The organism is Brevibacillus brevis, from assembly GCF_031583145.1.
Lineage (GTDB): Bacteria > Bacillota > Bacilli > Brevibacillales > Brevibacillaceae > Brevibacillus > Brevibacillus brevis_E.
The window spans coordinates 329,109-349,970 of sequence record NZ_CP134050.1 but is presented as its reverse complement, the minus strand read 5'-3'; the positions used below and the strand labels follow the sequence as shown (position 1 = coordinate 349,970).

Below are 20,862 nucleotides of genomic sequence, written 5' to 3'. Positions count from 1 at the left end.
GAGTGTTCGTCCTTTGGGCTTTTATGCAATTATCTTCATAAATAAGAATTCAATGAGAATAGCTATCAATTATAATAATTACAAATATTCAAACTGTCAACAAATTTCATATATATTTCTTTATTTACGTTTATTATTCTGCATATTTCTTTCTGTTTTTGTCTCACTTGTGATAAAATTTTTATTATTGTCCTTTTGATGTAATGGATCTGTGCCATTATCTTTGTGAAGGAGCAATCATGGAAAACAGTCTGGGGCCTTTAATCAAGGAGCTTCGTCTCCAAAGAAAAATGACCTTGAAACAGTTGTCCGAAAAAACCAGCCTCTCCATCAGTTTTTTGTCTCAGGTGGAGCGTTCCAAGTGCTCGGTCCGAATCGAATCGCTTACCCATATCGCAGAAGCATTGGGCGTAAACCCGAGCTATTTTTTCTCCGAAAGAAACCAGCCAAAAGGCTTTATCCGGCGAGCGGGCAGCAGCCCCCTTCCCTTTCGGCAGTCCAGCTTTACCTACACAGGCTTGTCCGGGGATATTCCGAATCCTTTGTTTGAGCCTGTCTTGGTTACGCTCTTGCCTAACAACCAGAAAGTCACTTCTTTTACCCACGACGGGCAAGAGTTCATCTATGTATTGGAAGGCGTGCTCACCGTGATTTTCGGTCAGGAAGAATACGAGCTCTTTCCGGGCGACAGCTTTCACACGGAGTCGAACAACCCGCACAACTGGTACAACCGAACGCAAGGGATTGTGAAACTGCTTTGTGTGTATGCCAATTCCCGGCAAACGTAGCTTTGCCGGATTCGCTTTGGCTTTTCGCCATAGGAGGATACGCATGGGAAAGCAAAGAGGTCCGCATTAACGGACCTCTTTTTTGATCTGTTGCCCAGTCCCCATCAGCTGATCCACACTACATCGGAACTGGTCACCTTCCAATTTCCGTCGACCTCCTCCAGCATGACCTTCACTCCGATTGCTCCGTCACCACTCCTGTATTTGGAGGCACGGACCATTACCGCATCTCCGACAAACTCGATTTTGTACACCCGTAACAACACCCCGTCGAGCATGCTGTTTTTACGATTGTACAGACCTTGTTCCCTCAGCTTCGCCAGCGACGAATCCATCGTCGTCACTTTGTATTTTTCAAAGGAGCGCAGCACCTGCTGTTTGGCTGCCTCATTCAATCCCGGTATGCCTCCCAGGTCGATCGCAATATATTTCATTCCGAAGTTGAGAGCGTCGTCCATTGGCATCAAGGAGTCCAAGGCTTTCGATATCCAATCGGCAGCTTCCTTCTGGAGTAGCGAAGCGGCAGCATTCGTGAATAGAAATCCGGTAGGATCACGGATTTCCTCGAAGCGATAAAGCTTGGTGATCGCAGGGGTGCTGTCCCCTTCGAGATAGTGCCCTTCCTTGACGGGCATGCCCGTCGCAGGATCCGTATAGGCGAAGGCGACGGCAGAGCCGCCATCTTTCGTGGTATATGTCCGCCGCAGCTGTTTCACCTGCTTTCCATCAATCTCGGAGGTGCCTGTATGCTCCCATCGCGCTCCCTCGAATGAGCGGGCTGACGCCTCAAACAGGATCCGTTTGCTGTTGGAGATGTTGAACGGATCGAAAATGTCCCTGCTGAACTCTTTGTTCTCGCCTTGTCTGAAGGCGAGCTCGAATGGCCATTTGACTTGCTCCTGGCCCTGGTAAATCGTGACGGACCGCTGCTCGCTCATCGACGTCGCCGCTCCTCCTGATTGCCCGTAGGCAACGAGGTCGATTCTCGTATGCTTCTCTTCCACGTCCTGCCACGTGTCTACGATGACCAACTCTTCCGGGCTTTGGGTGATGACCTGCATGTGCTGGACGTTCGGCTTTTGTAACAGTGACGAATGATCCGCCGCCATCGACTCACGCCCGCTGCCCAGCACCGCCAGCCCCATACAAAGCCAAACTACCCATTTTTTCATGGCTCTCCCCCCATGGCACTGGTATCCATATTTTTACAGACGTTTGCCCAACGGGAAAGTTGCGTCTTTTCTCTCTATTCCATGTTCAATGGAGTTCCTCCTTGATGGAACCGGCTTGTCCTCTACATCTGCCCGTTGCTTTCCCATGCCTTTGGAGCCGAAATCGAAAAAGCATTCCCAACCTCGAAAAGGGTAGAAATGCCTAAATAAGCAATGGAAATAACGGAATCCTGCCAAACCGTTCCTAACACCTCCCTATCTCCCGCAGGTCATTTCAGTGTCGTCGAAACAGGCAGGTCTCCCGGCTTTAGGATCATGGCCAGCGGCACGCCTTCCCAATCCGTTTGGATCAGGGGCTTCTTGGCGTGCCGACTCTTTTCCTTACAGCTTCCCCCTTCTTAGCCGCAGCGAATTGAGGACAACCGACAAGGAGCTGAAAGCCATCGCGATTCCCGCTACCCACGGCGCCAGGAACCCGATCATCGTGGCAGGGATGGCGACAGTATTGTAAAACAAGGCCCAGAACAGGTTTTGGCGAATATTCTTCATCGCTTGCTGACTGAGAAGAAAGGCGTGGACGATCCCCATCAGCTCCCCGTGCATGATCAGCACGTCGGCCGAGTCTTTGGAAATATCCGCGCCGGTCCCGAGGGCGATTCCGATATTGGCCGCGGTCAGTGCAGGAGCGTCATTGATCCCGTCCCCGACCATGGCGACGGTTTTCCCTTTCTTTTGCAGCTCTTTGATGATCTGCACCTTTTCTGCCGGCAGCCTGCCCGCGTACACCCGTTGAATCCCGGCCTGTCTGGCCACACTCCATGCCGTCAGCTCATTGTCCCCCGTGATCATCACGATGGTTTTTCCCAGCTTTTTCAGGCGCTGGACAGCCACCCCGGCATCGTCCTTGAGCGGATCCGACAAAGCGATATACCCCGCCAGCTGATGATTGATCGCCACCAGCATGACGATCCTCCCCTCCCCAGCATGCACGCGGATACGCTCCTGAACAGGCGAGATGTCGATGTTGTGGCTGTTCATCAGCTTGGCCGAACCTACGATGACAGACCGGTCGCCTACGTTGGCGATGATACCGTATCCCGGCAGAGGCGTGAACGCGGAAGGAGCCGGCACACTGACCCCCCTGCTTTGCATATAGGAGACGATCGCAGCGGCCAACGGATGCTCGGACGCGGTCTCCGCCGCCGCCACCAGGCGCATGAACTCCTCTTTTTCCCCGTCTGTGGTGTAGATCTCCACGACCTCGTGCTTGCCTTTGGTCAAGGTGCCGGTTTTGTCCAGGATGACGGTGTCCACCCTCTGCAGCGTCTCCAGGTATTTGCCCTGCTTGAACAAGATCCCCAACTGAGCCGCCCTTCCGGATACGACCAGAATGGACATGGGGGTGGCCAGCCCGAGCGCGCATGGACAGGCGATGATGAGGACCGCGATCGCCTTTTCCAGCGACTCGCCAAAGGCGTGGGAGGTAAAAACGTAATACCAGGCCAGAAACGTCGTGACTGCGATCGTCATGATGATTGGCACGAAAATGTCCGTCATCTCGTCTGCCATTCGCTGAATCGGAGCTTTGGACATTTGCGCTTCTTCCACCGTATGGATCACCTGGGTCAAGGCAGTCTCGTCCCCGACCCTGGTCGTTTTTACTTTCAGCCAGCCGTTTTGGTTCAACGTCGCTCCGATGACCGTCTCCCCGCTCCCTTTCTCGACAGGCAAGCTTTCCCCTGTGAAGATGGACTGATCCACCGTCGATCGGCCTTCGATAACGACTCCGTCAGTCGGGATGCGCTCCCCTGGCTTGACGATAAAAATATCGCCTACAGTCAGCTCCGTGACCGGTACGGGGGTGACACCCGAGGGACGCAGGACATTTGCGATCTTCGGCTGCAGCTGGTGGAGCTGCCGGATCGCGTGCTTGCTGCGGTCTTTGGCCATCGCTTCCAGGTATTTGCCCAAGAGCAGAAACGTAAAAATGACGGCGCAGGTCTCGTAGTAGAGAGTCGGAGGATGAGCGGACGCCGGTTGGGTGGCAAAGGTGATGTAATGGCTGTAAAAAAAAGCGGCGGACGTGCTGAGGACGACGAGGACATCCATGTTGGCTGTCTTGCTTTTCAAGGCATGCCAAGCCCCCGCATAAAAGGGATAGCCGATCCAAAACTGGATAGGCAGCGCCAAGGCCAGTTGAAAATATGGGTGCAAAAACAGCGGCGGGACCCAAATGAACGAGGAAAAGGAAAAATGAGCGGCCATCGCCCACAAAAAAGGGATGGTCAGGAGCCCCGACAAGAAAAAACGGCGCAGCAGGTCGTCTTTTTCCGAATGCGCTTCGCCTTTCTTGTCCGGCCTTGCCTGATAGCCGAGCTTTTCGATTCGCGCGATGATCGCTTCGTCATCGATCTGCTGATCGTCGTAGGCGACGCGTGCCTTGTTGGTCGCCAGGCTGACTTGCACCTCTATCACGCCATCTGTCCTGGTCAATATCTTCTCGATCCGGCTGGCACAGGCTGCACAAGTCATCCCCGTGACCTGATACGTCTGTCTCATGGTCATTCCCGAACACTCCTCTGTCACCAACGCATGTCCCGTTGTAATACGTATGCGCTGCCGAGAAGATTTAGAATGCAAGTGAAGATTCCCCAAACCGAAGAGCGGAATTGATTTACACAAACGTGTAAACGCCGTTGCGACGGGGGGAATACGGGGAAATTTCCTCGCAGCGGGCATGGAACCGCCTGTTTCCGAATACGATATGGTGCTTGCATGACGGAAAGAAAGCGGTGATCCTTTGAAACGAGCTTATCGCTGGCCCTCTTTTCTGTTGGCTGCCGTACTGCTGCTGCCTGCCTGCTCTTCGCCTGCGAGTCCCGAAGCCGGAAGCCCTTCATCCCAGCCCACCGGCGCCGAGAAGGGAAAGCTGACGTTTGCGCCTTTTTCGCTGACGGTCGAGGTGAGCGTGCAGCCCGCTCCCCCCAAGATTCTCAAGGAAAACGAGCTGCTCATCGCCCTCCCGCCTGAACAGGCTGACCGGTGGAAGAACGCGAAAGTCTCGGTCAGGCTGACCATGCCAAGCATGGACCACGGCGCTGTAGATGCGGCGTCGTCGTACAGGGAGCCGGGACAGTTCGCCGCGAAAATCGTCCCCACGATGGTGGGCGAGTGGCAGGCGGACATCACGTTTGAAGCGGACGGGAAGACCTCGACGGTGGTGTATCCGTTTGTCGCGGAGCCGTAACCCCTTACCACAGCCACGGGTTTACATGGGGAACCCAACCGTTGATTACCAGTCCACGCAAGATCGAGACCACTCCGATGTAGACGGCCAGCAGATTGGCGATCAGCAAGATTTTGGAGCGGAGGGCCCTGGACAAAACGACCGAAAACAGCCCCATAAAGAAGAGGGCGGGCAGTGTCCCGATCCCGAAGAAAGCGAGTGTGAGCGCGCCTTCCGCGACGCTCCCGGAAGCGGCAGCCTTCATGTACATGGTATAAGTCAAGCCGCACGGCAAAAAGCCCAGCAACAGCCCGCTCAAAAAGACCGGCAGCGCTCCTGACCGGTTCTTTTGCTTATCCAGCCAGCTCTGCGCGAGGGGCAGCTGGAGGACAGACCATTTGCTGAGCGGCAACGCGAACTTTTTGCCGACCCACAGCAGAATCAGAAGCCCGCCCAGGATGTTCGCGATTCCTTGAAAGCCGACGATGGCTCCAGCCGCATCCACAAACGATCCGATCACGCCCATAAACGCCCCGGTCCCCATGTACGTGAGGATCCGGCCTGTATTGTAGGCCATGACTGTCTGCAGCATGGTGGATCGGGATTGCAGCGTCCAGGCGGACATGATGCCCCCGCACATGCCGATACAGTGGGGTGCGCTAAACAGTCCCGTCAACGTCAGCAGCAAATAATCGGACGGGCTCGCGACCATACGCTCCCCTCCTTCCCCCATTTGTGTTGTCCTCTCTTTTCCTTACGGCTCCCCCGACCCGATTATGCCTGCCTTTGGCCAAACGGTCGCACAAAAAAAAGCACCTTCCATTGTCAGGTCGGTCTGACAATCGGGTGCCGTTTCATTCTTCCTTGGAGAGAGATACTGGTCGTCCGCCGATTCTCCCGCTCTCGCCGCTTCATTTGACAGACAGCGTCTTTCCCATGCAAATGCTCGCTTCACTGTCTACATAGGGACCGTACCTTTCCGTTTCTTCATAGCCCAGCTTTTTGTACAGCGCTACCGCTTCCGGCTGGTTCCTGCCGGTCTCCAGAACCGCCCTCGTCTTTTCTTCCTCCAGCGCCCATGCTTCCAGTTCGCCCACGATTCGTTTGCCGATCCCTTTGCCCCGCACTTCGTCTTTGACGTACATTCGCTTGATTTCTACGGTTTTTCGATCATCCATGCCTCGAAAGCAGCCGCAGCCTGCGGGACTGCCATCGACGTAAGCCACTACGACTTTGCCATCCTCTTTGATGACATTAAACGGCGTGAAGAAATCTTGTGTATCCGGATAGCGGAGCCACAAGTCCTTGTCGAGCAGCTCGACCAACAGGCGGAAATCTGGGTCATTTGCGGATGTTCGCTTTACGCTGACGATCATCGAAACCTCTCCTCCTCAACTGGGTGATTTTCCTCTTGAGACATATGTGGCAGCACTTGCTGCCATTCCCTCTTTTCGATGCAATGGCCTTGTTCCGATCAATCTTCCAGTGCCCGCCGGATTACTGCCCTGGCTTCTGCCGCGACAGCTTCCTCCTTTGCGTCGAGCGCCTGCATCCAAATCAGCATCGGGATGTAAACGGCCATCATGCGGGCCAACCCCTTCGTCGCCTCATCCACTTCTCCGTATTCCTCGAAAAACCGGGAGCGTGCCTTTGCCGGCAGGAAGCTGTAGACAATATTCAAGTCGCAGCCGGGGTGTCCGATCCCTATGTCTCCCCAATCGATGATGCCGGAAAGGCGGCCGGCCTCGTCTACCAGCATGTTTTTGAAATGCAGATCGCCGTGGAGAAGCACATCGCTTTGCGTCAGCGGCCCTATTTCCAGCCGCTCCAAATAGCCTGCGACGGTGCGGATCTCCTCCTCTTGCGTCAAGGCGGAGAGATCGGACAAAAACCGCTGCATCCTCTCCTTGCGAGCGGCGACATCTCTGAGATTTCGATGGTCCAGAGGGGCTCTTGCCTCTTTGGCGATGGATACCGGAGTGGAGTGGAGACTTTTCAAAAACTGTGCAAGCACAGGGGCCGAGGCTGTCCGCTGCTCATCCGAAAGCCCGATCGGAAACGTCCCCGAGACGTACGTATATCCCAGAAACGGGCACGGATACTCGTCATCTACCCCCCCGTAAAACATCGGCTTCGGAAACGGAATCGGCAAGCGATCCGCCAGCTTCGGCAACAGCATTCCCTCCCGCTGGAGCAGCTCCACTGCGATGTCTCTGCGCGGAAACCGGAACACGTATTCGTCGCCGACCCTGTAAACGGTATTGTCCCAGCCATGCCCCAATCTCCGGACTGGCCTGGCAGCCAGCTGCGGAAATTGACGACCAATCAACCGCTGGGCCAAGTCTTCGGAAACGTCCCATTCCGCCTCCCAAATTTTTGCCGACATGGATAAAACCCCCTCCCTCTTAGGCCGGATGTTTTCTCACTATACCACAGCATCTGAAAGAGAAAGCACCGTTGTCATCGGGTGGAGTCTTCATCCCTTCTTTTCGTTGCTGCACACAGAAAAGCCGGGGAGAAACGATAGCGTCTTTGGTTCCTCGCCCGGATGCTCCTATCGGATAAGGGCTTCATTCCTTTCCGGAGAGCGCCTTCCTCTTCATTTCCTTCGTCTGCTGGATAGTGAGGTCTTTCTTGCTTTCCACGATTGCTTTCTCCCAGTCCCCGTACATCGGATTCGGCAAAACGATGAACCGGCTTCCGAACAACTCTCTGGCCTGATCGACAGCTTCCGCACGCGCCTGGACGCTCACGGGAGCGAACGCGTCCGAGAAGTCTTCCAAGTTGTCTCCCATGAGCAGGACGATCTGATGGTCCTTGGCCACCTCCTGTCTTCTGCTCTCCTTGCTGGACGGCATACCCGCTTCCCGAATGAAGAGATGATCCCGCTCGGCCTGCGGGAAGCCTAATTTCTCGAGACTTTTGAGCGTGTCCTCTTTGATGTCGGGCAGACGATTGGTCACGTAGTAGACATCACCGCCCGTCTCCACCACGTGATTCAGGAACTCCACCGAGCCGGGCAACGGAACGGCCACTTGCGACTGAATCCATTTCGTCCAGGCCTCGCCGGACGCTTCCAGGCCGAAAATGACGTCCGCCGTGTACCCGGTCGTATCGATGATCGTATCGTCAATATCGACCACGACCGCCAGCTTTTCCTTTTTCACATTTTCCGCCAGCGCTTTGTCGTACATCAGCTTTGCGACGTTGAATGCCTGGTACGAGAGAGCCCTTGCTTCCGCCGACTTCAACCACAATGTTCCCGCTACCTTCTGCTCAACGAGAGGGTTGCTCGACAGAGCCGGGCTGTCCACCGTCTGCTGGGCAGATTCTGCGTAACCCGCTGCCGGTACGAGCAATACCATCGAGGCCATTACACTTGCCGTCCATTTCGCCTTCTTGCTTGTCCGCATGGAAAGCACCCCTTTCTTTTATTCTCCTTTGTCAGCCGTACGCCGTGGTGATGAACGTTCATGCGTCTGTCATTCACCTCCCTCATCCTGCTATTCCATGCGCCATGACAAATCCCTCTATTTAATCGAATATTCAATCTACTATTCAGGACCTTATCGGCTCTGGCCTTCCGCATTCTTTTGAATCGCTTCCCACTTCTGGAACTTCTTCATCCCTATACTCGTATAAGAAAAAAGAAGAGAACGAATGGGAACGGAGGAAAAAGATTGATTGACTCTGCCGATCGAAGCTTCATCCATGAACGCGTCGACCGCCGCATGGAGCCCTTCTACTGGATTTTGACATTCGAAGCCATGTGCTTTCTGATCGCACTCGGAATCGCTCTGATTGCCGGACCCGTTTATCTGGTCTATCAGTTTCAATCCTGGACTTATCTGCTTTTGCTCCTGCTGCTTCCTGGTGCATGGCTTGTAAAGTTTTCCATCGGCTATTTGCGGGCGGCGATCCGGAAAAATCGTCTCCTCAGCCGATATCGGCTCTATGCGGATCAGATCGCGTTTCGTATTTACAATCACGACGCCCGTACCGTTCGGGAGGATGCCATCCCTCTCGAGCGGGTGGAGTGTATCTACGTTTCTAAGTACATCGCGCAGTATCATTACGCCTACCGCAAGAGCAAAATGACGGAAGAGCAGCCGGTTTTCCACGTTTTGCCCATCCTCTATGCCGTTTATCAGGAGGGAGCGCAGCGGCGCGTCGTGCCTGTGCCTTTCTACGAAGTCGGGGAAGCGGAGTTGTGGGTGAAGGAGCTGCAAAACCGCGGCATCCCGTTCCGGGCGACGAACAAGCTGCTCTTCCCATTGACCGAAGAGCAGCAGCTCCGCCTGTTGGAGGACGAGATCAACTCGAAGCCATTTTCTTTGGAACGCCATTTGGAGTTTGAACTAAATTCGATCTTAATCGAGCTCGAGCGAGAGGAGGCGGCCCGGTTAAGGAACACCTCGGAAAGCTCCGCGAAACCCGGCGGGGCTGCCGTCGAACACACAGGCCCTCGACGTTCAAGCTGGAAACCGCGACGGTCGACCTTGGCCATTTTCGCCCTGCTGCTTGTGTTTTTATTGGTCTCGATCAAGCTGGCCGACGCGGGGCTTGTAGACGAAGACGGCACGGGCCTGTGCTTCCTTGTGCTGCTCGTTTCGGCGGCGGCCTATCAATACTTGGCTCAGCCTTTGACGTTTCGGGTTCCACTGCGCTTCCTTCTCGGATCCTTCGCCTTGTGGACGTTCTCTGGCGCCTTCATGCCGGAAGTCGAGGCCGGGCCCGGAGACGAGTTTTACTCATCCGCCATCGCCGCGGTCATCCTCATGGCGATAGCCATCTGGCCCTTGTTCGGGATCCAATACTGGCTGCGCCGAAGAAGGCGGAGGTAGCCGTCATGCACAGCAAGGCCAGTGACTTCGGACAGGGATTCCTTTGGCAAAACCGGCCCGTCCCAAACCGACAGGACAACGAAAGGAGGAGACGGCAGTGACGCTCTATCCCGAGATGTTTTTCTCCAACTGGCACTGGATTACGGTAGTGCTGATTGCGATCGCCTGGATCGCTCTCCTTGCCGGAGGATACGAAAAGCGTGTCGTGCTGCGCAGCGGAATAGGCGCCATGGTGCTTCTCTACGTCATTACGACAATCCCGATCGCCACCATTACCTATCAGGAGAAGTCGATCGACAGTTGGATGCGCGAGCAAATCGTTCACCACTATGAGGAAAAAATGCAGCGAATCGGAGGATCAGCCCGCGAAATCGACCGCCTGGCTGCCGCGGCCGGCTCCTTCCAAACCAAGGACGGCGATTACAAAATCTACGTCTACGCCGGGAATTACACGGACACTTCCCGTTTCGACGGACGCCTGTCCGTACAGATTTACGACGAGCAAGGACAGGAGCTGGATGAGCGGACATACGAGGATGTGCACCTCGAGCCGGGTGAAGTACAGCAAATCGGGATCTTTTATTCCTCATCCGGATTCAAGACCTACAACTACCGGTTCGAGCCTCAAAACAAATAGCTGCGAAGGAACTCCCGCAAAAAAACCGACCTTTCTTCCTTACAGAAAGGTCGGTTCTTCCTTAGGCGGCATTCTCCGCCTCTAGGTAAAAGCAATTCAAAAACCGCCGGAGCATTGCCATTCCGACTGCCCACCTGTGATGATTTTGGATGGTTTTGCAAAGGCAGCGAATACGCCCATGGCGATGGCTCTTTCCTGTCGTCGCCTTTATTTATATGTTCTCTCCAGCAGATCGTGGAGGTTGGCTTTGACCTCGGTCCATTCCGTATCGAGGATGCTGTAAAACACATTATCGTGGATGGAGCCGTCCGCTTTGATTCTGTGCTTGCGGAAAACTCCCTCCTTCTTCGCCCCGATTCGTTCCAGCGCTCTTTGCGATCGTCTGTCGTACCATAGTGACCTCATCATAAGGATAGGCTACTCCCTCTGCAAGAGTCAGTTTGTCCCCTGTGTACATGGTCAGTTGAGCCGCCCCTTCTCCCGAAAAGATGAGGGTGTTTCATTCTGTTGCCGCATCGTTTCTACGGGGGATTTTGTTGTGATAAAATGAAAACCAAAGAGCAGAAAAAGGACCGGAAATTGGCTATCCGCAGGTTCGCCCGGCTAGCAGGGCGAAAGCGGAGAGCACATGTGGGGAGAGGAACTGACAGAAATGGCTGATGTGACCTTTTACCGAAGCGAGGCTTTGCCTTTCCTGGAGGCGAAGCAATGCACCAAGAGCGATTTGGCCTACCAGAAACACTTCCACGGGGAGTATTCGATCGGCTTGATCGATGAGGGAGAAACCAGCGCCTGGTGTGACGGGAGGATGTACCCTGTGGAAGCGGGCAGGGTCATCAGTTTTCCGCCGCACATGCTGCACGCCTGTCATCCCCGCCAACAAACGCAATGGAAATACAGGATGCTGTTCATTCAGCCGGATTGGCTGAAGCAATTGGAGCCTGGCGAGCTGGAGCAGCTCCGTATCCCGTTTTTACTGGAAGGACGCAAGAATCACGATTGCCGCCGACTCATTTGCCGTGTAGTGGAAAGTCTCGCCTCAGCAGAAGAGCCGCTGGTGATTGAAAGCTGGCTCGCTGAGCTGATTCAGGCGATCGTCACCCCGCATACGCTCGATCTGGATCATGCCTCCCGAAGCGATCGTGAGCAACGGTATATCAGACTGATTCGGGAGTATCTCCACGCTCACTACACCGAACGGGTCACGCTGGAAGAATTGAAACGGATCGCGGGTATCAGCCGATTCCATCTGATCCGCCTATTCAAAAAAGGAACGAACGTGCCTCCGCATGCGTACCAGAACCTGCTGCGGATCAATCACGCCAAGATCGCGCTTGCCGAAAAACGGCCCATTGCTGAAATTGCGGCGGAAGCGGGTTTTTACGACCAGAGCCATTTTGCGAGGGCCTTCTTCAAGGTCGTCGGGACCACTCCCCAGCGGTATGCGGTATCGCGTTAGAGAAGAGCAATGAATTACAATACGCCTCTCCCTCTCTCTCCCATACTCATGGTCAAGGAAGGGAGAGATCAGCGCCAAGTAGCAGCTGACGAAAATCAAAGAAGCGGATGGCGGGACCCTGCGTCCACCATCCGCTTTCTTCTCTCCATGTCCATTCTCCTACGGAATTACTGCTTTTCCGGTAATCGCATCGATTCGGATCAATTGACCGGCATACGCCTTGTCGCTGATTGGCACGTAAATCAGCTTCGGCGTTCCCTTTTCCTCTCCCTCGACTCCTTCGATCGTGTAGACTAATTGCAGCGGCTGATGGGCCAAATATTCCAAGGCCGCCTTCTCGACAGGCACCGCCCGGGTCTTGTCGGGCAAAGCGACTTCTTCCCGGATCTGCGTACGATTCGAAAACCCGATGGCTTTCCCTGTCGCTGGATCGACCTCAACCACATAGGCTTCATCCGGATCATCCTCAATCACGGGAACACCTTCGTAGCTCTTGATAAATTCAAAGGCCCAGCTGCCGGACGATACCGGATTTGCCTCGACCGGCTGAACGATTTGGCTCACCTGCACTTCCGTTACTGTGGAGTCTGCGTACTTTTCGAGCATCCGTACCGCTTCCTGGAACGCCTCCTTCTGGGATACAGTCTGATTGGCATCGGCTCGCGGAATCGAGATCTCCGTGACTTGCCCCGTTTCCGCATTCGATTGGACTTCCAGCCTCTTTCCTTCTTTCGTCTCCCACGTGAACACATTTTCTTTCCCGAAAGGTCCATTTTCCTCTGTACGTTCCCTGAAGGGCAGGCCGTTTACATCTACGCCCATTTCGTTTGCCAACAAACCAGCTGCCTCTTCCTTGGTATGGACGGTCACCATCGAGCCGGGCTTTCCGCCATGTAGAGTGATCGGTTCATGGGAAGCGAGCTGGTCGTAGGCAAAGCCATTATTGCCGGTTCCATACTGGATTTTTCCGGTCGCGGCATCGATGTACCAGTACAAGGAACGGGGCTGGCCGATTTCCATGGAGCCGACTGCAGGAGTGTACTCCAGTATCGGGCGTACCTCCGTGGCCTCACGGGACTGTGGATCACGCTTGATCACGGCGTGTTCTGCATAGCGCAGCTTCATGTTTTTCATCAATTCCGCCTCGGCTTCCTGCTTGGATATCGCCGTTGCTTGGTCCGGCAAAGCGGAAAGCTCGTAGGAATCCGCCCGTTTGTTGTAGTAGCGGACACGGCCCTCTTTATCCACCTCGACAGAAAGGGTGTCCTCCCAAACAGGAATCCCGTTGTAATAGCGCATATAATCCAGGGCGGTGGATGTTCCTGTCTCCCGATACTGTTTCCAGTCGTCTCCGAGCACGCTTTGCAAAAACTGGCTGGCTCGTTCGACCGCCAGCGACTTGGGTGCCCGTTCGGTTTTTCCGTCCTTTGGATTTTCCAGGCTGTAGCTTCTGAGCATGTCACCATTTCCCGACATTCCGATGAAAGCCGTGCTTCCCTGGTTGTCGGCATTGGCCAGCGCCAGCGAGTAGCCTCCCCCGCCTTGTTCCTTGTTTGCCAATACAGCGTCGTCTTGCAGCTCGGGAAGCGCTTTTTGCAGCTTGGTCAGAAGCACACGCTCGGACTCGTTCACTTTGCCGAACGATACGATGCGGCCCACTCCATCCACCCATACGGAGATATCGGTAAACGGCACTGCTTGATTGTCCTCCACCTGCTTGTAGGTCACGTACAGCCCCTCCACGTCCAGATCCAGGAAGCGGCTTTTCGAACGCACGATTTCACCTGCAGCCATCTCTTGGTATTGCCCGAAATTCTTCCCGAGATAGGCCTTCAGGAAAGCGGCCGCCTTTTCGCTGGCCAGCTGTCTGGAAGGTATTTTCTCGCTGCCGCCTTCCGCCGACCACTTGAACACCTCCAGCTGGCCGGTGTTCTTGTTGACAGCTACTTTAGCATAAACCCCGTCCTGTTTTCGCAAAAGCGCGTTGATCACGTTGCCAGCCGTTCCCTTGATTTCCACACGGTAGCTGCTCAGTTCAGGAATCGCCTTCAAGAGCGGCGCCAGTGCCTTTTGCAGCGTCGCCTCATCTTTTTTCTCAGACAGGGCCGCCGCCGATTGCCGCCATTGCTCGCGAAGCCCCGATGCTCCCGGATTCCAAACCGTAAATGCTGCAACCACGCAGGCGATCGCTGCCGCTCCCGTGTAAAGCTTCCGGAAATTTCTCTTCCTCCTCTTGACGGCCTGGTCAAGGATTCTCGCCTCCAGCTCGGGAGTAAACCGCACATCCTTGACGTCCTGCCAGCTTGCCCCCCGAACCGCTTGACGGAACTCTTTGTCTACATCCATTCCAAGCCCTCCTTTTCGATCAGCAGTTTGAATTGCTTGCGAGCCCGATGCAATTTGGTGCGTACCAGTTCTTCCGATATGTCCAACACCTGCGCAATTTCCCGAACGGTCAAATCTTCGTAGTAGTGCAGCAGGATGACCTGGCGATACTGCGGGGACATCGCCATGACCCGCTGCGCCATCTCTTCCTTGGTCAGCTTCCCGATCACCCTGTCCTCGACATGCTCTTGATCAGGCTCATCCGGCACGCTTTCTTTTTGGAATGTAGAAAATATTTGGCGAAAGGACCACGAGCGCAAATACTTTTTGGACTCGTTGATCGCAATCCGGTACAGCCAGGTCTTGATTTCGCTTTCTCCGCGGAACGCATGCAGGTCCCGAAACGCCTTCAGAAAAACCTCCTGGGTAATGTCCTCCGCCATCGTTCGGTCTTTGACGATGAGGTAGACCAGTTGCAGGATTTTTTCCCCGTACTCTCTCATCACCTGCTCCAAAACGGCCTCCTTCGTCAGCCGCAGCGCCTGATCCGCCTGATTTAGATCCGGATACACAATGAACATTCTCCTCCCTTTCCTTTTCCGTACGTCTATTTGATCCAGCTGGGTGGAAAGCATGACAGTATTTATGAACAAAAAATAGGGGGAGCGTCCCTCCCCCCGAAAATCATGAGCTTTAGACTGAAGATCGTCAACTATCGAGAAATTCATACATTCGTAGATGGAAAAAGAAAGCAAGCTGCCATTCCAGATTTTCAAATCGGAATGGCAGCTTTCATTTGCGTGCAGAATCTTTTTTTCTCCGGATCCCTGCGAGAATCCCCATGGAAATGACCGCCCCTATCAATCCAAGGCTCATATCTTTTTGCGAATCGAATATGTCCCCTTGAAGCCCCATATAATCCTTGCCTGCCTGTCCAGCTACGATCGCTACCAGCATTTCAACGATTTCAAAAAACGCACTGAAACTGAAAACAATGGAGACCGGTATGGCAAACGACGGAAAGCCGCGAAGCTGGGTACTCCTAGTGAGCAGCTCCCTCGTTGGATAGGACCATAGAAGTCCGAATGCAAAATGAACGACCCGGTCGAAGTAGCTTCGCTGTGTATGAAACGAATTTTTTAGCCATACGTCAAAGGGAGTATGCTGATAGGTATAGTGAGCAGCGTATGTATGGAGAAGCAAAAAGATGAGCATAAACAGATACGACAAATTGGTAAAGGGAAACTTCTGAAAGGTAGCGACCAGCAGAATCATCGTTCCGACGGGAAGCAAACTTTCCATGAGCCATTGCAGGCGGTCGGTTGGAGAAATGGCGGTGACAATCCAGAAAACAATGTACAGAGCGAGCATCGATTGCAACTGATAGTTGCGAGAAAAAGGAATATGCGGATCGCGGAGCATCAGATGATGATCCCCTTTCTCTCTGTTGGTATGAGCAGCGTGCTTGGTCCTGTTATTTTAAGACAAATCGTATCGCACTATACAAACGCCTTTGAAACGTTTATTGTTTCCTATCGTCTAAAGATAAGCAACTATCAAAAATTAAGCCGAGGTGATACCTTCTACGAAAACGATACACGATAAATACATCCGTGAAACAAACGCCGTCGCAAATTTTTCACGCTGCACATGCGCATAAACGAACCTGCAACCCATGAGAAAAGGTGGTCTCTACGATGAAACGTAAACTTCTTGCCCTTTCCGCTTTCGCAGTTCTGTCCCTCTCTTTCATACAGCACGGGACTTTCGCTGCTGCTAACGGAACCGACCGTCCTGTCACCGGGACTGAACATACAGCGTATACCTTGCAAGATAACCAGAATGCAAGTGAATTGAAAAACGACTTTTTCCTCCCGCAAGCTACCATTACCGCAGCGGAAGGCATTCAACTGATCGTCAATGCCCTGGACTTAAACCTGGACAGCGTCCGCTTCGTGAAGCCCCCGCTTGCTAGCGATTATTTTGCAAAAGCCAGCAACAACGCCTGGTATGCAAGTGCACTGATCATTGCGGCAAATCAAGGCTTTGACCTGCCTTCGGATCTGGACCCGAACAAAATGTGGACAAAAGAAGAGTTTGTGCATCAGCTCATGACGGTGATGCAATCGCAAAACAAACTCCCTATGCTCAAGATCGTTCCCGTCACAATCGGGGATGAACGTGAACTGAAGGCAGACTACCAAGGCTCGGTTCAGCGAGCACTTGTCCTTGGCATCACAGCGTTGGATGAGAAAGGGAATTTCCATCCAAAAGCTGAAATCAGCCGGCAAGAGTCTGCCGTGATCCTCCAGCATGCTCTTGACTATATCAAAGCGCATCCAGGCCTTCCTACCCAACAAGCGGCAGGTAAGTAAAGTGTAAAGCTTATTTTCAACAAGAAAGAGCACGGGCTCCCATAGCCCATGCTCTTTCTTGGTTTCTCGCGAATAGCGGCACCCGTGCCGCGTCCCCACTCTCTTATCCCTAGTGAATATCTCTTTTCTTAAACCGACCGCCATGAACGGAAGATACATCCGTCGCAATGATAAAGGCTTGCGGGTCTAACTCCTTGATAATATCTTTCAGCTTCGTTTCCTCCAGCCTTGTAAAGACGCACAGAATGATACGCTTATCTTCCCCGCTGTAGGAGCCCTCTCCGTGAAGATAGGTCACTCCTCGACCCAGCCGCTCCGTAATCGCATCCGCAATCTCGGTTGTGTTGTCGCTGATGATATACACGGATTTCATATCATCAAAGCCTTTGACGACGATGTCGATGGTGCGGAACGCGACATAATAGGTAAGCATCGAGAATAACGCATTTTCCAAGGAGAACACAAAAGCGGCAATTGAGAAAATAATCACATTCACAAACATGATGATTTCCCCGACAGAAAACGGCAACCGCTTCTCCACTAAGATGGCCAAGGTTTCCGTTCCATCCAGGACTCCGCCGTTTCGAATGGTCAAGCCTACCCCTAATCCCAAGATCAAGCCGCCAAAAACAACGGCGAGCAGCTCATTGTTTACGATCGGCTCAATATGATGCATGAAAGTAGTAGCCACAGACAAAGCTACGATTCCATATAGCATGCTGATCGCAAAAGTTTTTCCGATCTGCTTGTATCCCAGGAAAAAGAACGGTAGGTTTAGAATGACCAGGAATATACTGAGGTTCATGGTCGTTACGTGACTCAGGATCATGGATAAGCCCGTTACCCCACCGTCAATGATGTTGTTTGGAATCAAAACGGCTTCAAGCCCGTACGCCATGATAATGGCACCGATCGTGATGAATATAGCCCTTTTGATGATATTTCTAACCGATAATTTTTTGTGATTGGATTTCTTTTTCTCTTCTGATACATTCATTCCGTTTTCCTCCCATGTTTTTTGAGTCCTTACCTATCATAACATATTAATATGGGAGAGACTTTCCCCAATAGGAGGATCCTATGGACAAACAAATCGTTAGCGAGCCCCTCACTCTCACAAAACTGGCCCTCCACGATTGGGAAATCATCCGCTCCATCTATACCGACCCGACTCTGATGAAGCACATCGGAGCGGTCAAGAGCGAGGAAGAAATCCGCCGCAACTTTGAAAAGGAGCTCGCGGAGTGGAGCCTCGATTCCACCCATTGGCTGACGTGGATCATCCGTGAAACTTCCTCAGGCAACGCTATTGGATTGATCAGCATTTGCACCCGCGACCTGGGGAAACGCACCGCGGAAGTAGGCTTTATCATTTTGGAAGCTTACAAGGGCAAAGGCTACGCTACCGAAGCACTCCAACTCATTTTTGAGTTCGCCGTGGACACTTACGGTTTTCGAAAATTTACAGCCGTTTGTTCGGAAGAGCATGCGGGATCTCGCCGCGTTTTGGAAAAGGCCGGCATGACCCTCGATGAAATCGTGCCCGAAAGCACGGAAATCGATGGGAGGCTGGTCAATGACTGTTTTTATTCGATGGACGCGGCCAATCGGATGACAAAACCGTCCGATTCCATCCACTGAGTTTTCGACTACACTCCCCAAGAAAAAAAGCGACAGCTACGGACCAAAAAATGTCCTAGAATGTCGCTTTTGATTATCACGAGGGAGGCCCCTATATCGTGAACGATTCGTGACTGTCTTGTGATGGTTTGGAGCTCTGTCTTGTGAGGGGTGGGAAGTAAACTGGTATGGTGTCAATCAAAACCCCCATGCTGAACGAGGGAGAGATGAAGAATGCTGAATATCCAAATCGTCTTGTTTGACGGATTTGATCTCATGGACGCCATTGGTCCGTATGAAGTATTTCTGTCTGCAAACATGCTGAGCGGAAGCCGCCTGCACGTCAGCTTCGTCAGCGCAGAAGGCCCGCGAATCGTCAAAAGCGGCATGGACGGTCCCGGGCTACAGGCTATCGGAGCAATCGATCCGGATAGGAGCGGCATCCTGTTCATTCCCGGTGCAATGGGCAAGGTTGGACGTGAAGAGACCGGACCGGACGCCGTAGTGACACAGTTGCTCAAAGCAAAGGAGAGCGATCTGATGCCGTTGTTGCGGCAAGCGATGGGAAATGAGAGCATGACAGTCGCCACGGTTTGCGGCGGGTCCATGCTGCTTGCCATGGATGGTTTGCTTACGGATCGGTACGCCGTCACGCATGTACTGGGCATGGAGGCGCTTGGCGCGATGGGAGCAAAACCTGTACCCGCAAGAGTTGTCGTGGACGGAAGGCTTGTGACTGGCGGTGGGGTTACATCCGGACTCGATGTTGCCCTCTATCTGGTGGAACAAGAATTGGGTCCGCGAGTCGCGCATGCAGTAGAGAAGCTGTTTGAATATGAGCGCAGAGGAACCGCTTGGAGAGCGGAAGGGATCATCCCCGTGGGCGACGATGTCCCGGTTCCTTCCAAACCTTCGACACAAGAAGCAAACGGTGAGCAATTGATTGCGACTCCAGACCATAATGCAATCTTCGACGGCGTATGGAAGGTCACGATTTCTACTCCGATCGGCAAGCAGACTGTCCTCTTTCACATTTCCACAAAGGATGGTTTGGTGACAGGGACAGCCAACCAGGGGGGAGAGGCTGCAGCGTTTGTCGATCCGGTCATGGAAGGAAACCGGATGTCTTGGTCACAGCGCGTGACAAAGCCGATGTCGCTGCACCTCAAGTTCGAAGTGATGGTGAATGGGGACGCCATGGTTGGTACCGCCAAAGCAGGTCTTCTACCTCCTTCCAAAGTAGAGGGAACCCGACTGGCGCACTCCTTTTCATCATGATTGGGCTGGCTCCTCGATGGACTTCTCATGGTCGAGCAACCAACGTTTTCGCGACAGGCCCCCGCCGTAACCAGCCAGGTCGCCATTCGAGCTGATCACGCGGTGGCAAGGAATGACGATGGCCAACTGGTTGGCGCCATTCGCCTGGGCCACGGCCCGGTAAGCGCTTGGCTTTCCGATTGCCGTGGCCATTTCCGCATAGGAAGTGGTCTGTCCCGGCGAAATCTGCCGCAATCGTTCCCACACCTTTATCTGGAAGGGAGATCCCAGCAATTTCAGCGGTGTTCTGAATTCCGTTAACCTGCCTTCGAAATAATCCAGCAGCTCCCTTTCGATCGAAAGGATCGGTTGTGAGCTCCCCGGAATAATCACTGATTTCGTCTTCTTTCGCAAACGTTCAATTTCACGTTCCAATCCTCGGCGGTCTACAAATTCAAGCAAATAGAGCGCCTCTTCATCAGCGATTGCGATCATGGGTCCAAGCCTCGTATCCAGCCATGACGCCTTGAGAATCTGTTGATCGCCGCTCAGGGCAGGTGGTGCACCCATGATCCGCGAGAAAGCGTCCCTAAACCCGCTGCCGGATTCATAACCGGCAGACAACTGGGCCTCGATGACCGCACTCCCCTCCCGGATATGCTTGAGGGCTAGTCCCATTCGTCTGGCTCTCGCATACTCAACAAACGTCATCCCGAACCTCTTTTTGAACTGGCGCCGGGCTGTGGAAGCATCGACGCTGATTTTTTTGAAGTCTTGTTCCGTCCAGCGTCGCTCCGGATTTTCTTCCACCGCATGGACCAACTTCTGGACAAGCTCCGAGACTTGGTTGGGATGAGACAAGGGACGACAACGCTGGCACGGTCGGAATGACGCCAGCAGGGCCTCCTTGGCCGTCTCGAAAAATTCACAGTTCTCGAATTTCGGTTTTCTTGCGGGGCATGTAGGCCGGCAGAATACGCCTGTCGTCTTTACACCGACATAAAAAATTCCTTCGTATTCGGACTTTTTATCGAGAAGTGCTTGGTAATACACCGGTCTCATGTCTTCTTGTATCATTCTTCTCCTCCTCGGCTCATACGTTTCGGATGGTAGCGACGCCTCACCAGACCCTCTTTTTATTATAGGGAGGGAAAAGAAT

General features: G+C 53.3%; 19 protein-coding genes, 1 pseudogene and 1 riboswitch. Of the genes and pseudogenes, 8 read left to right on the top strand and 12 right to left on the bottom strand.

Annotation, left to right across the window (positions count from 1 at the left end; translation table 11 throughout):
* The first annotated feature begins 239 nt into the window (after nucleotides 1-239).
* Entirely contained in the window at nucleotides 240-788 is a 549-nt protein-coding gene (locus RGB73_RS01990; protein ID WP_310768596.1) for a helix-turn-helix domain-containing protein, read from the top strand.
* Nucleotides 789-892: 104 nt separating this feature from the next.
* Here RGB73_RS01990 and RGB73_RS01985 read toward each other — a convergent pair whose 3' ends face one another.
* Nucleotides 893-1,960, bottom strand: coding sequence for a hypothetical protein (locus tag RGB73_RS01985; RefSeq protein WP_310768592.1), 1,068 nt, complete (start codon nucleotides 1,958-1,960; stop codon nucleotides 893-895).
* A 274-nt stretch (nucleotides 1,961-2,234) separates the two neighbouring features.
* Nucleotides 2,235-2,402, bottom strand: a riboswitch (cobalamin riboswitch).
* A 14-nt stretch (nucleotides 2,403-2,416) separates the two neighbouring features.
* Nucleotides 2,417-4,492, bottom strand: a pseudogene (locus tag RGB73_RS30535) (heavy metal translocating P-type ATPase); the annotation flags it as partial.
* A gap of 268 nt (nucleotides 4,493-4,760) precedes the next feature.
* Here RGB73_RS30535 and RGB73_RS01975 point away from each other — a divergent pair.
* The gene (locus RGB73_RS01975) at nucleotides 4,761-5,207 is read left to right on the top strand and encodes a FixH family protein (RefSeq protein WP_310768586.1); all 447 of its coding nucleotides are present in this window, start codon (nucleotides 4,761-4,763) and stop codon (nucleotides 5,205-5,207) included.
* A gap of 4 nt (nucleotides 5,208-5,211) precedes the next feature.
* Here RGB73_RS01975 and RGB73_RS01970 read toward each other — a convergent pair whose 3' ends face one another.
* From RGB73_RS01970 to RGB73_RS01955, 4 genes are all read right to left on the bottom strand, one after another.
* The gene (locus RGB73_RS01970; RefSeq protein ID WP_310768583.1) at nucleotides 5,212-5,898 is read right to left on the bottom strand and encodes a sulfite exporter TauE/SafE family protein; all 687 of its coding nucleotides are present in this window, start codon (nucleotides 5,896-5,898) and stop codon (nucleotides 5,212-5,214) included.
* 199 nt (nucleotides 5,899-6,097) lie between these two features.
* A complete protein-coding gene (locus RGB73_RS01965; protein WP_310768580.1) occupies nucleotides 6,098-6,562 on the bottom strand; it encodes a GNAT family N-acetyltransferase in 465 nt (154 codons plus the stop codon).
* Nucleotides 6,563-6,660: 98 nt separating this feature from the next.
* Nucleotides 6,661-7,572, bottom strand: a complete 912-nt coding sequence (locus RGB73_RS01960) for an aminoglycoside phosphotransferase family protein (protein ID WP_310768578.1) — start codon at nucleotides 7,570-7,572, stop codon at nucleotides 6,661-6,663.
* 184 nt (nucleotides 7,573-7,756) lie between these two features.
* Nucleotides 7,757-8,599, bottom strand: coding sequence for a 5'-nucleotidase, lipoprotein e(P4) family (locus RGB73_RS01955; protein WP_310768575.1), 843 nt, complete (start codon nucleotides 8,597-8,599; stop codon nucleotides 7,757-7,759).
* A gap of 267 nt (nucleotides 8,600-8,866) precedes the next feature.
* On the opposite strand from RGB73_RS01955, the gene RGB73_RS01950 reads away from it, so the two are divergent.
* Together RGB73_RS01950 and RGB73_RS01945 are read left to right on the top strand one after the other, a co-directional pair.
* Nucleotides 8,867-10,030, top strand: a complete 1,164-nt coding sequence (locus RGB73_RS01950; RefSeq protein ID WP_310768572.1) for a hypothetical protein — start codon at nucleotides 8,867-8,869, stop codon at nucleotides 10,028-10,030.
* A gap of 97 nt (nucleotides 10,031-10,127) precedes the next feature.
* The gene (locus RGB73_RS01945) at nucleotides 10,128-10,667 is read left to right on the top strand and encodes a hypothetical protein (RefSeq protein ID WP_310768569.1); all 540 of its coding nucleotides are present in this window, start codon (nucleotides 10,128-10,130) and stop codon (nucleotides 10,665-10,667) included.
* A 207-nt stretch (nucleotides 10,668-10,874) separates the two neighbouring features.
* Here RGB73_RS01945 and RGB73_RS01940 read toward each other — a convergent pair whose 3' ends face one another.
* Nucleotides 10,875-11,075: a GNAT family N-acetyltransferase gene (locus RGB73_RS01940; protein ID WP_310768566.1), complete on the bottom strand. Its 201-nt coding sequence runs from the start codon at nucleotides 11,073-11,075 to the stop codon at nucleotides 10,875-10,877.
* A gap of 220 nt (nucleotides 11,076-11,295) precedes the next feature.
* Here RGB73_RS01940 and RGB73_RS01935 point away from each other — a divergent pair, with 220 nt between their 5' ends.
* A complete protein-coding gene (locus tag RGB73_RS01935; RefSeq protein WP_310768563.1) occupies nucleotides 11,296-12,126 on the top strand; it encodes a helix-turn-helix domain-containing protein in 831 nt (276 codons plus the stop codon).
* A gap of 159 nt (nucleotides 12,127-12,285) precedes the next feature.
* On the opposite strand, the gene RGB73_RS01930 is transcribed toward RGB73_RS01935, so the two are convergent.
* The 3 genes from RGB73_RS01930 to RGB73_RS01920 all read right to left on the bottom strand — a co-directional run bounded on the left by RGB73_RS01930 (nucleotide 12,286) and on the right by RGB73_RS01920 (nucleotide 15,873).
* Complete coding sequence (locus tag RGB73_RS01930; RefSeq protein WP_310768560.1) at nucleotides 12,286-14,472, bottom strand: YcdB/YcdC domain-containing protein; 2,187 nt, start codon at nucleotides 14,470-14,472, stop codon at nucleotides 12,286-12,288.
* Complete coding sequence (locus tag RGB73_RS01925; RefSeq protein WP_310768557.1) at nucleotides 14,463-15,023, bottom strand: sigma-70 family RNA polymerase sigma factor; 561 nt, start codon at nucleotides 15,021-15,023, stop codon at nucleotides 14,463-14,465. Before RGB73_RS01925 ends, RGB73_RS01930 begins: the two co-directional genes overlap by 10 nt.
* 220 nt (nucleotides 15,024-15,243) lie before the next feature.
* Nucleotides 15,244-15,873: a DUF2238 domain-containing protein gene (locus RGB73_RS01920; protein ID WP_310768554.1), complete on the bottom strand. Its 630-nt coding sequence runs from the start codon at nucleotides 15,871-15,873 to the stop codon at nucleotides 15,244-15,246.
* Nucleotides 15,874-16,148: 275 nt separating this feature from the next.
* On the opposite strand from RGB73_RS01920, the gene RGB73_RS01915 reads away from it, so the two are divergent.
* Nucleotides 16,149-16,826 carry an S-layer homology domain-containing protein gene (locus tag RGB73_RS01915; protein WP_310768550.1) on the top strand — a complete coding sequence of 226 codons (678 nt, stop codon included), beginning with the start codon at nucleotides 16,149-16,151 and terminating at the stop codon, nucleotides 16,824-16,826.
* 109 nt (nucleotides 16,827-16,935) lie between these two features.
* Here the strand turns inward: RGB73_RS01915 and RGB73_RS01910 are convergent, their stop codons facing one another.
* On the bottom strand, nucleotides 16,936-17,823 hold the full coding sequence (locus tag RGB73_RS01910) for a YitT family protein (RefSeq protein WP_310768547.1): 888 nt from the start codon (nucleotides 17,821-17,823) through the stop codon (nucleotides 16,936-16,938).
* Between the two features lie 83 nt (nucleotides 17,824-17,906).
* Between RGB73_RS01910 and RGB73_RS01905 the strand changes: the two genes are divergently transcribed.
* Complete coding sequence (locus tag RGB73_RS01905; RefSeq protein WP_310768543.1) at nucleotides 17,907-18,467, top strand: GNAT family N-acetyltransferase; 561 nt, start codon at nucleotides 17,907-17,909, stop codon at nucleotides 18,465-18,467.
* Nucleotides 18,468-18,680: 213 nt separating this feature from the next.
* A complete protein-coding gene (locus tag RGB73_RS01900) occupies nucleotides 18,681-19,724 on the top strand; it encodes a DJ-1/PfpI family protein (protein ID WP_310768541.1) in 1,044 nt (347 codons plus the stop codon).
* Here the strand turns inward: RGB73_RS01900 and RGB73_RS01895 are convergent.
* Entirely contained in the window at nucleotides 19,719-20,780 is a 1,062-nt protein-coding gene (locus RGB73_RS01895; RefSeq protein WP_310768538.1) for a bifunctional transcriptional activator/DNA repair enzyme AdaA, read from the bottom strand. The two genes, RGB73_RS01900 and RGB73_RS01895, sit on opposite strands and share 6 nt — an antisense overlap.
* Between the last annotated feature and the right edge of the window lie 82 nt (nucleotides 20,781-20,862).

Excerpts from the sequence above, each read along its gene's own strand:
- RGB73_RS01930 (WP_310768560.1), bottom strand. The coding sequence starts at position 14,472 with ATGGATGTAGACAAAGAGTTCCGTCAAGCGGTTCGGGGGGCAAGCTGG.
- RGB73_RS01970 (WP_310768583.1), bottom strand. The coding sequence starts at position 5,898 with ATGGTCGCGAGCCCGTCCGATTATTTGCTGCTGACGTTGACGGGACTG.
- RGB73_RS01910 (WP_310768547.1), bottom strand. The coding sequence starts at position 17,823 with ATGAATGTATCAGAAGAGAAAAAGAAATCCAATCACAAAAAATTATCG.
- RGB73_RS01905 (WP_310768543.1), top strand. The coding sequence starts at position 17,907 with ATGGACAAACAAATCGTTAGCGAGCCCCTCACTCTCACAAAACTGGCC.
- RGB73_RS01990 (WP_310768596.1), top strand. The coding sequence starts at position 240 with ATGGAAAACAGTCTGGGGCCTTTAATCAAGGAGCTTCGTCTCCAAAGA.
- RGB73_RS01900 (WP_310768541.1), top strand. The coding sequence starts at position 18,681 with ATGCTGAATATCCAAATCGTCTTGTTTGACGGATTTGATCTCATGGAC.
- RGB73_RS01960 (WP_310768578.1), bottom strand. The coding sequence starts at position 7,572 with ATGTCGGCAAAAATTTGGGAGGCGGAATGGGACGTTTCCGAAGACTTG.
- RGB73_RS01915 (WP_310768550.1), top strand. The coding sequence starts at position 16,149 with ATGAAACGTAAACTTCTTGCCCTTTCCGCTTTCGCAGTTCTGTCCCTC.
- RGB73_RS01985 (WP_310768592.1), bottom strand. The coding sequence starts at position 1,960 with ATGAAAAAATGGGTAGTTTGGCTTTGTATGGGGCTGGCGGTGCTGGGC.
- RGB73_RS01940 (WP_310768566.1), bottom strand. The coding sequence starts at position 11,075 with ATGATGAGGTCACTATGGTACGACAGACGATCGCAAAGAGCGCTGGAA.
- RGB73_RS01935 (WP_310768563.1), top strand. The coding sequence starts at position 11,296 with ATGTGGGGAGAGGAACTGACAGAAATGGCTGATGTGACCTTTTACCGA.
- RGB73_RS01920 (WP_310768554.1), bottom strand. The coding sequence starts at position 15,873 with ATGCTCCGCGATCCGCATATTCCTTTTTCTCGCAACTATCAGTTGCAA.
- RGB73_RS01895 (WP_310768538.1), bottom strand. The coding sequence starts at position 20,780 with ATGATACAAGAAGACATGAGACCGGTGTATTACCAAGCACTTCTCGAT.
- RGB73_RS01965 (WP_310768580.1), bottom strand. The coding sequence starts at position 6,562 with ATGATCGTCAGCGTAAAGCGAACATCCGCAAATGACCCAGATTTCCGC.
- RGB73_RS01955 (WP_310768575.1), bottom strand. The coding sequence starts at position 8,599 with ATGCGGACAAGCAAGAAGGCGAAATGGACGGCAAGTGTAATGGCCTCG.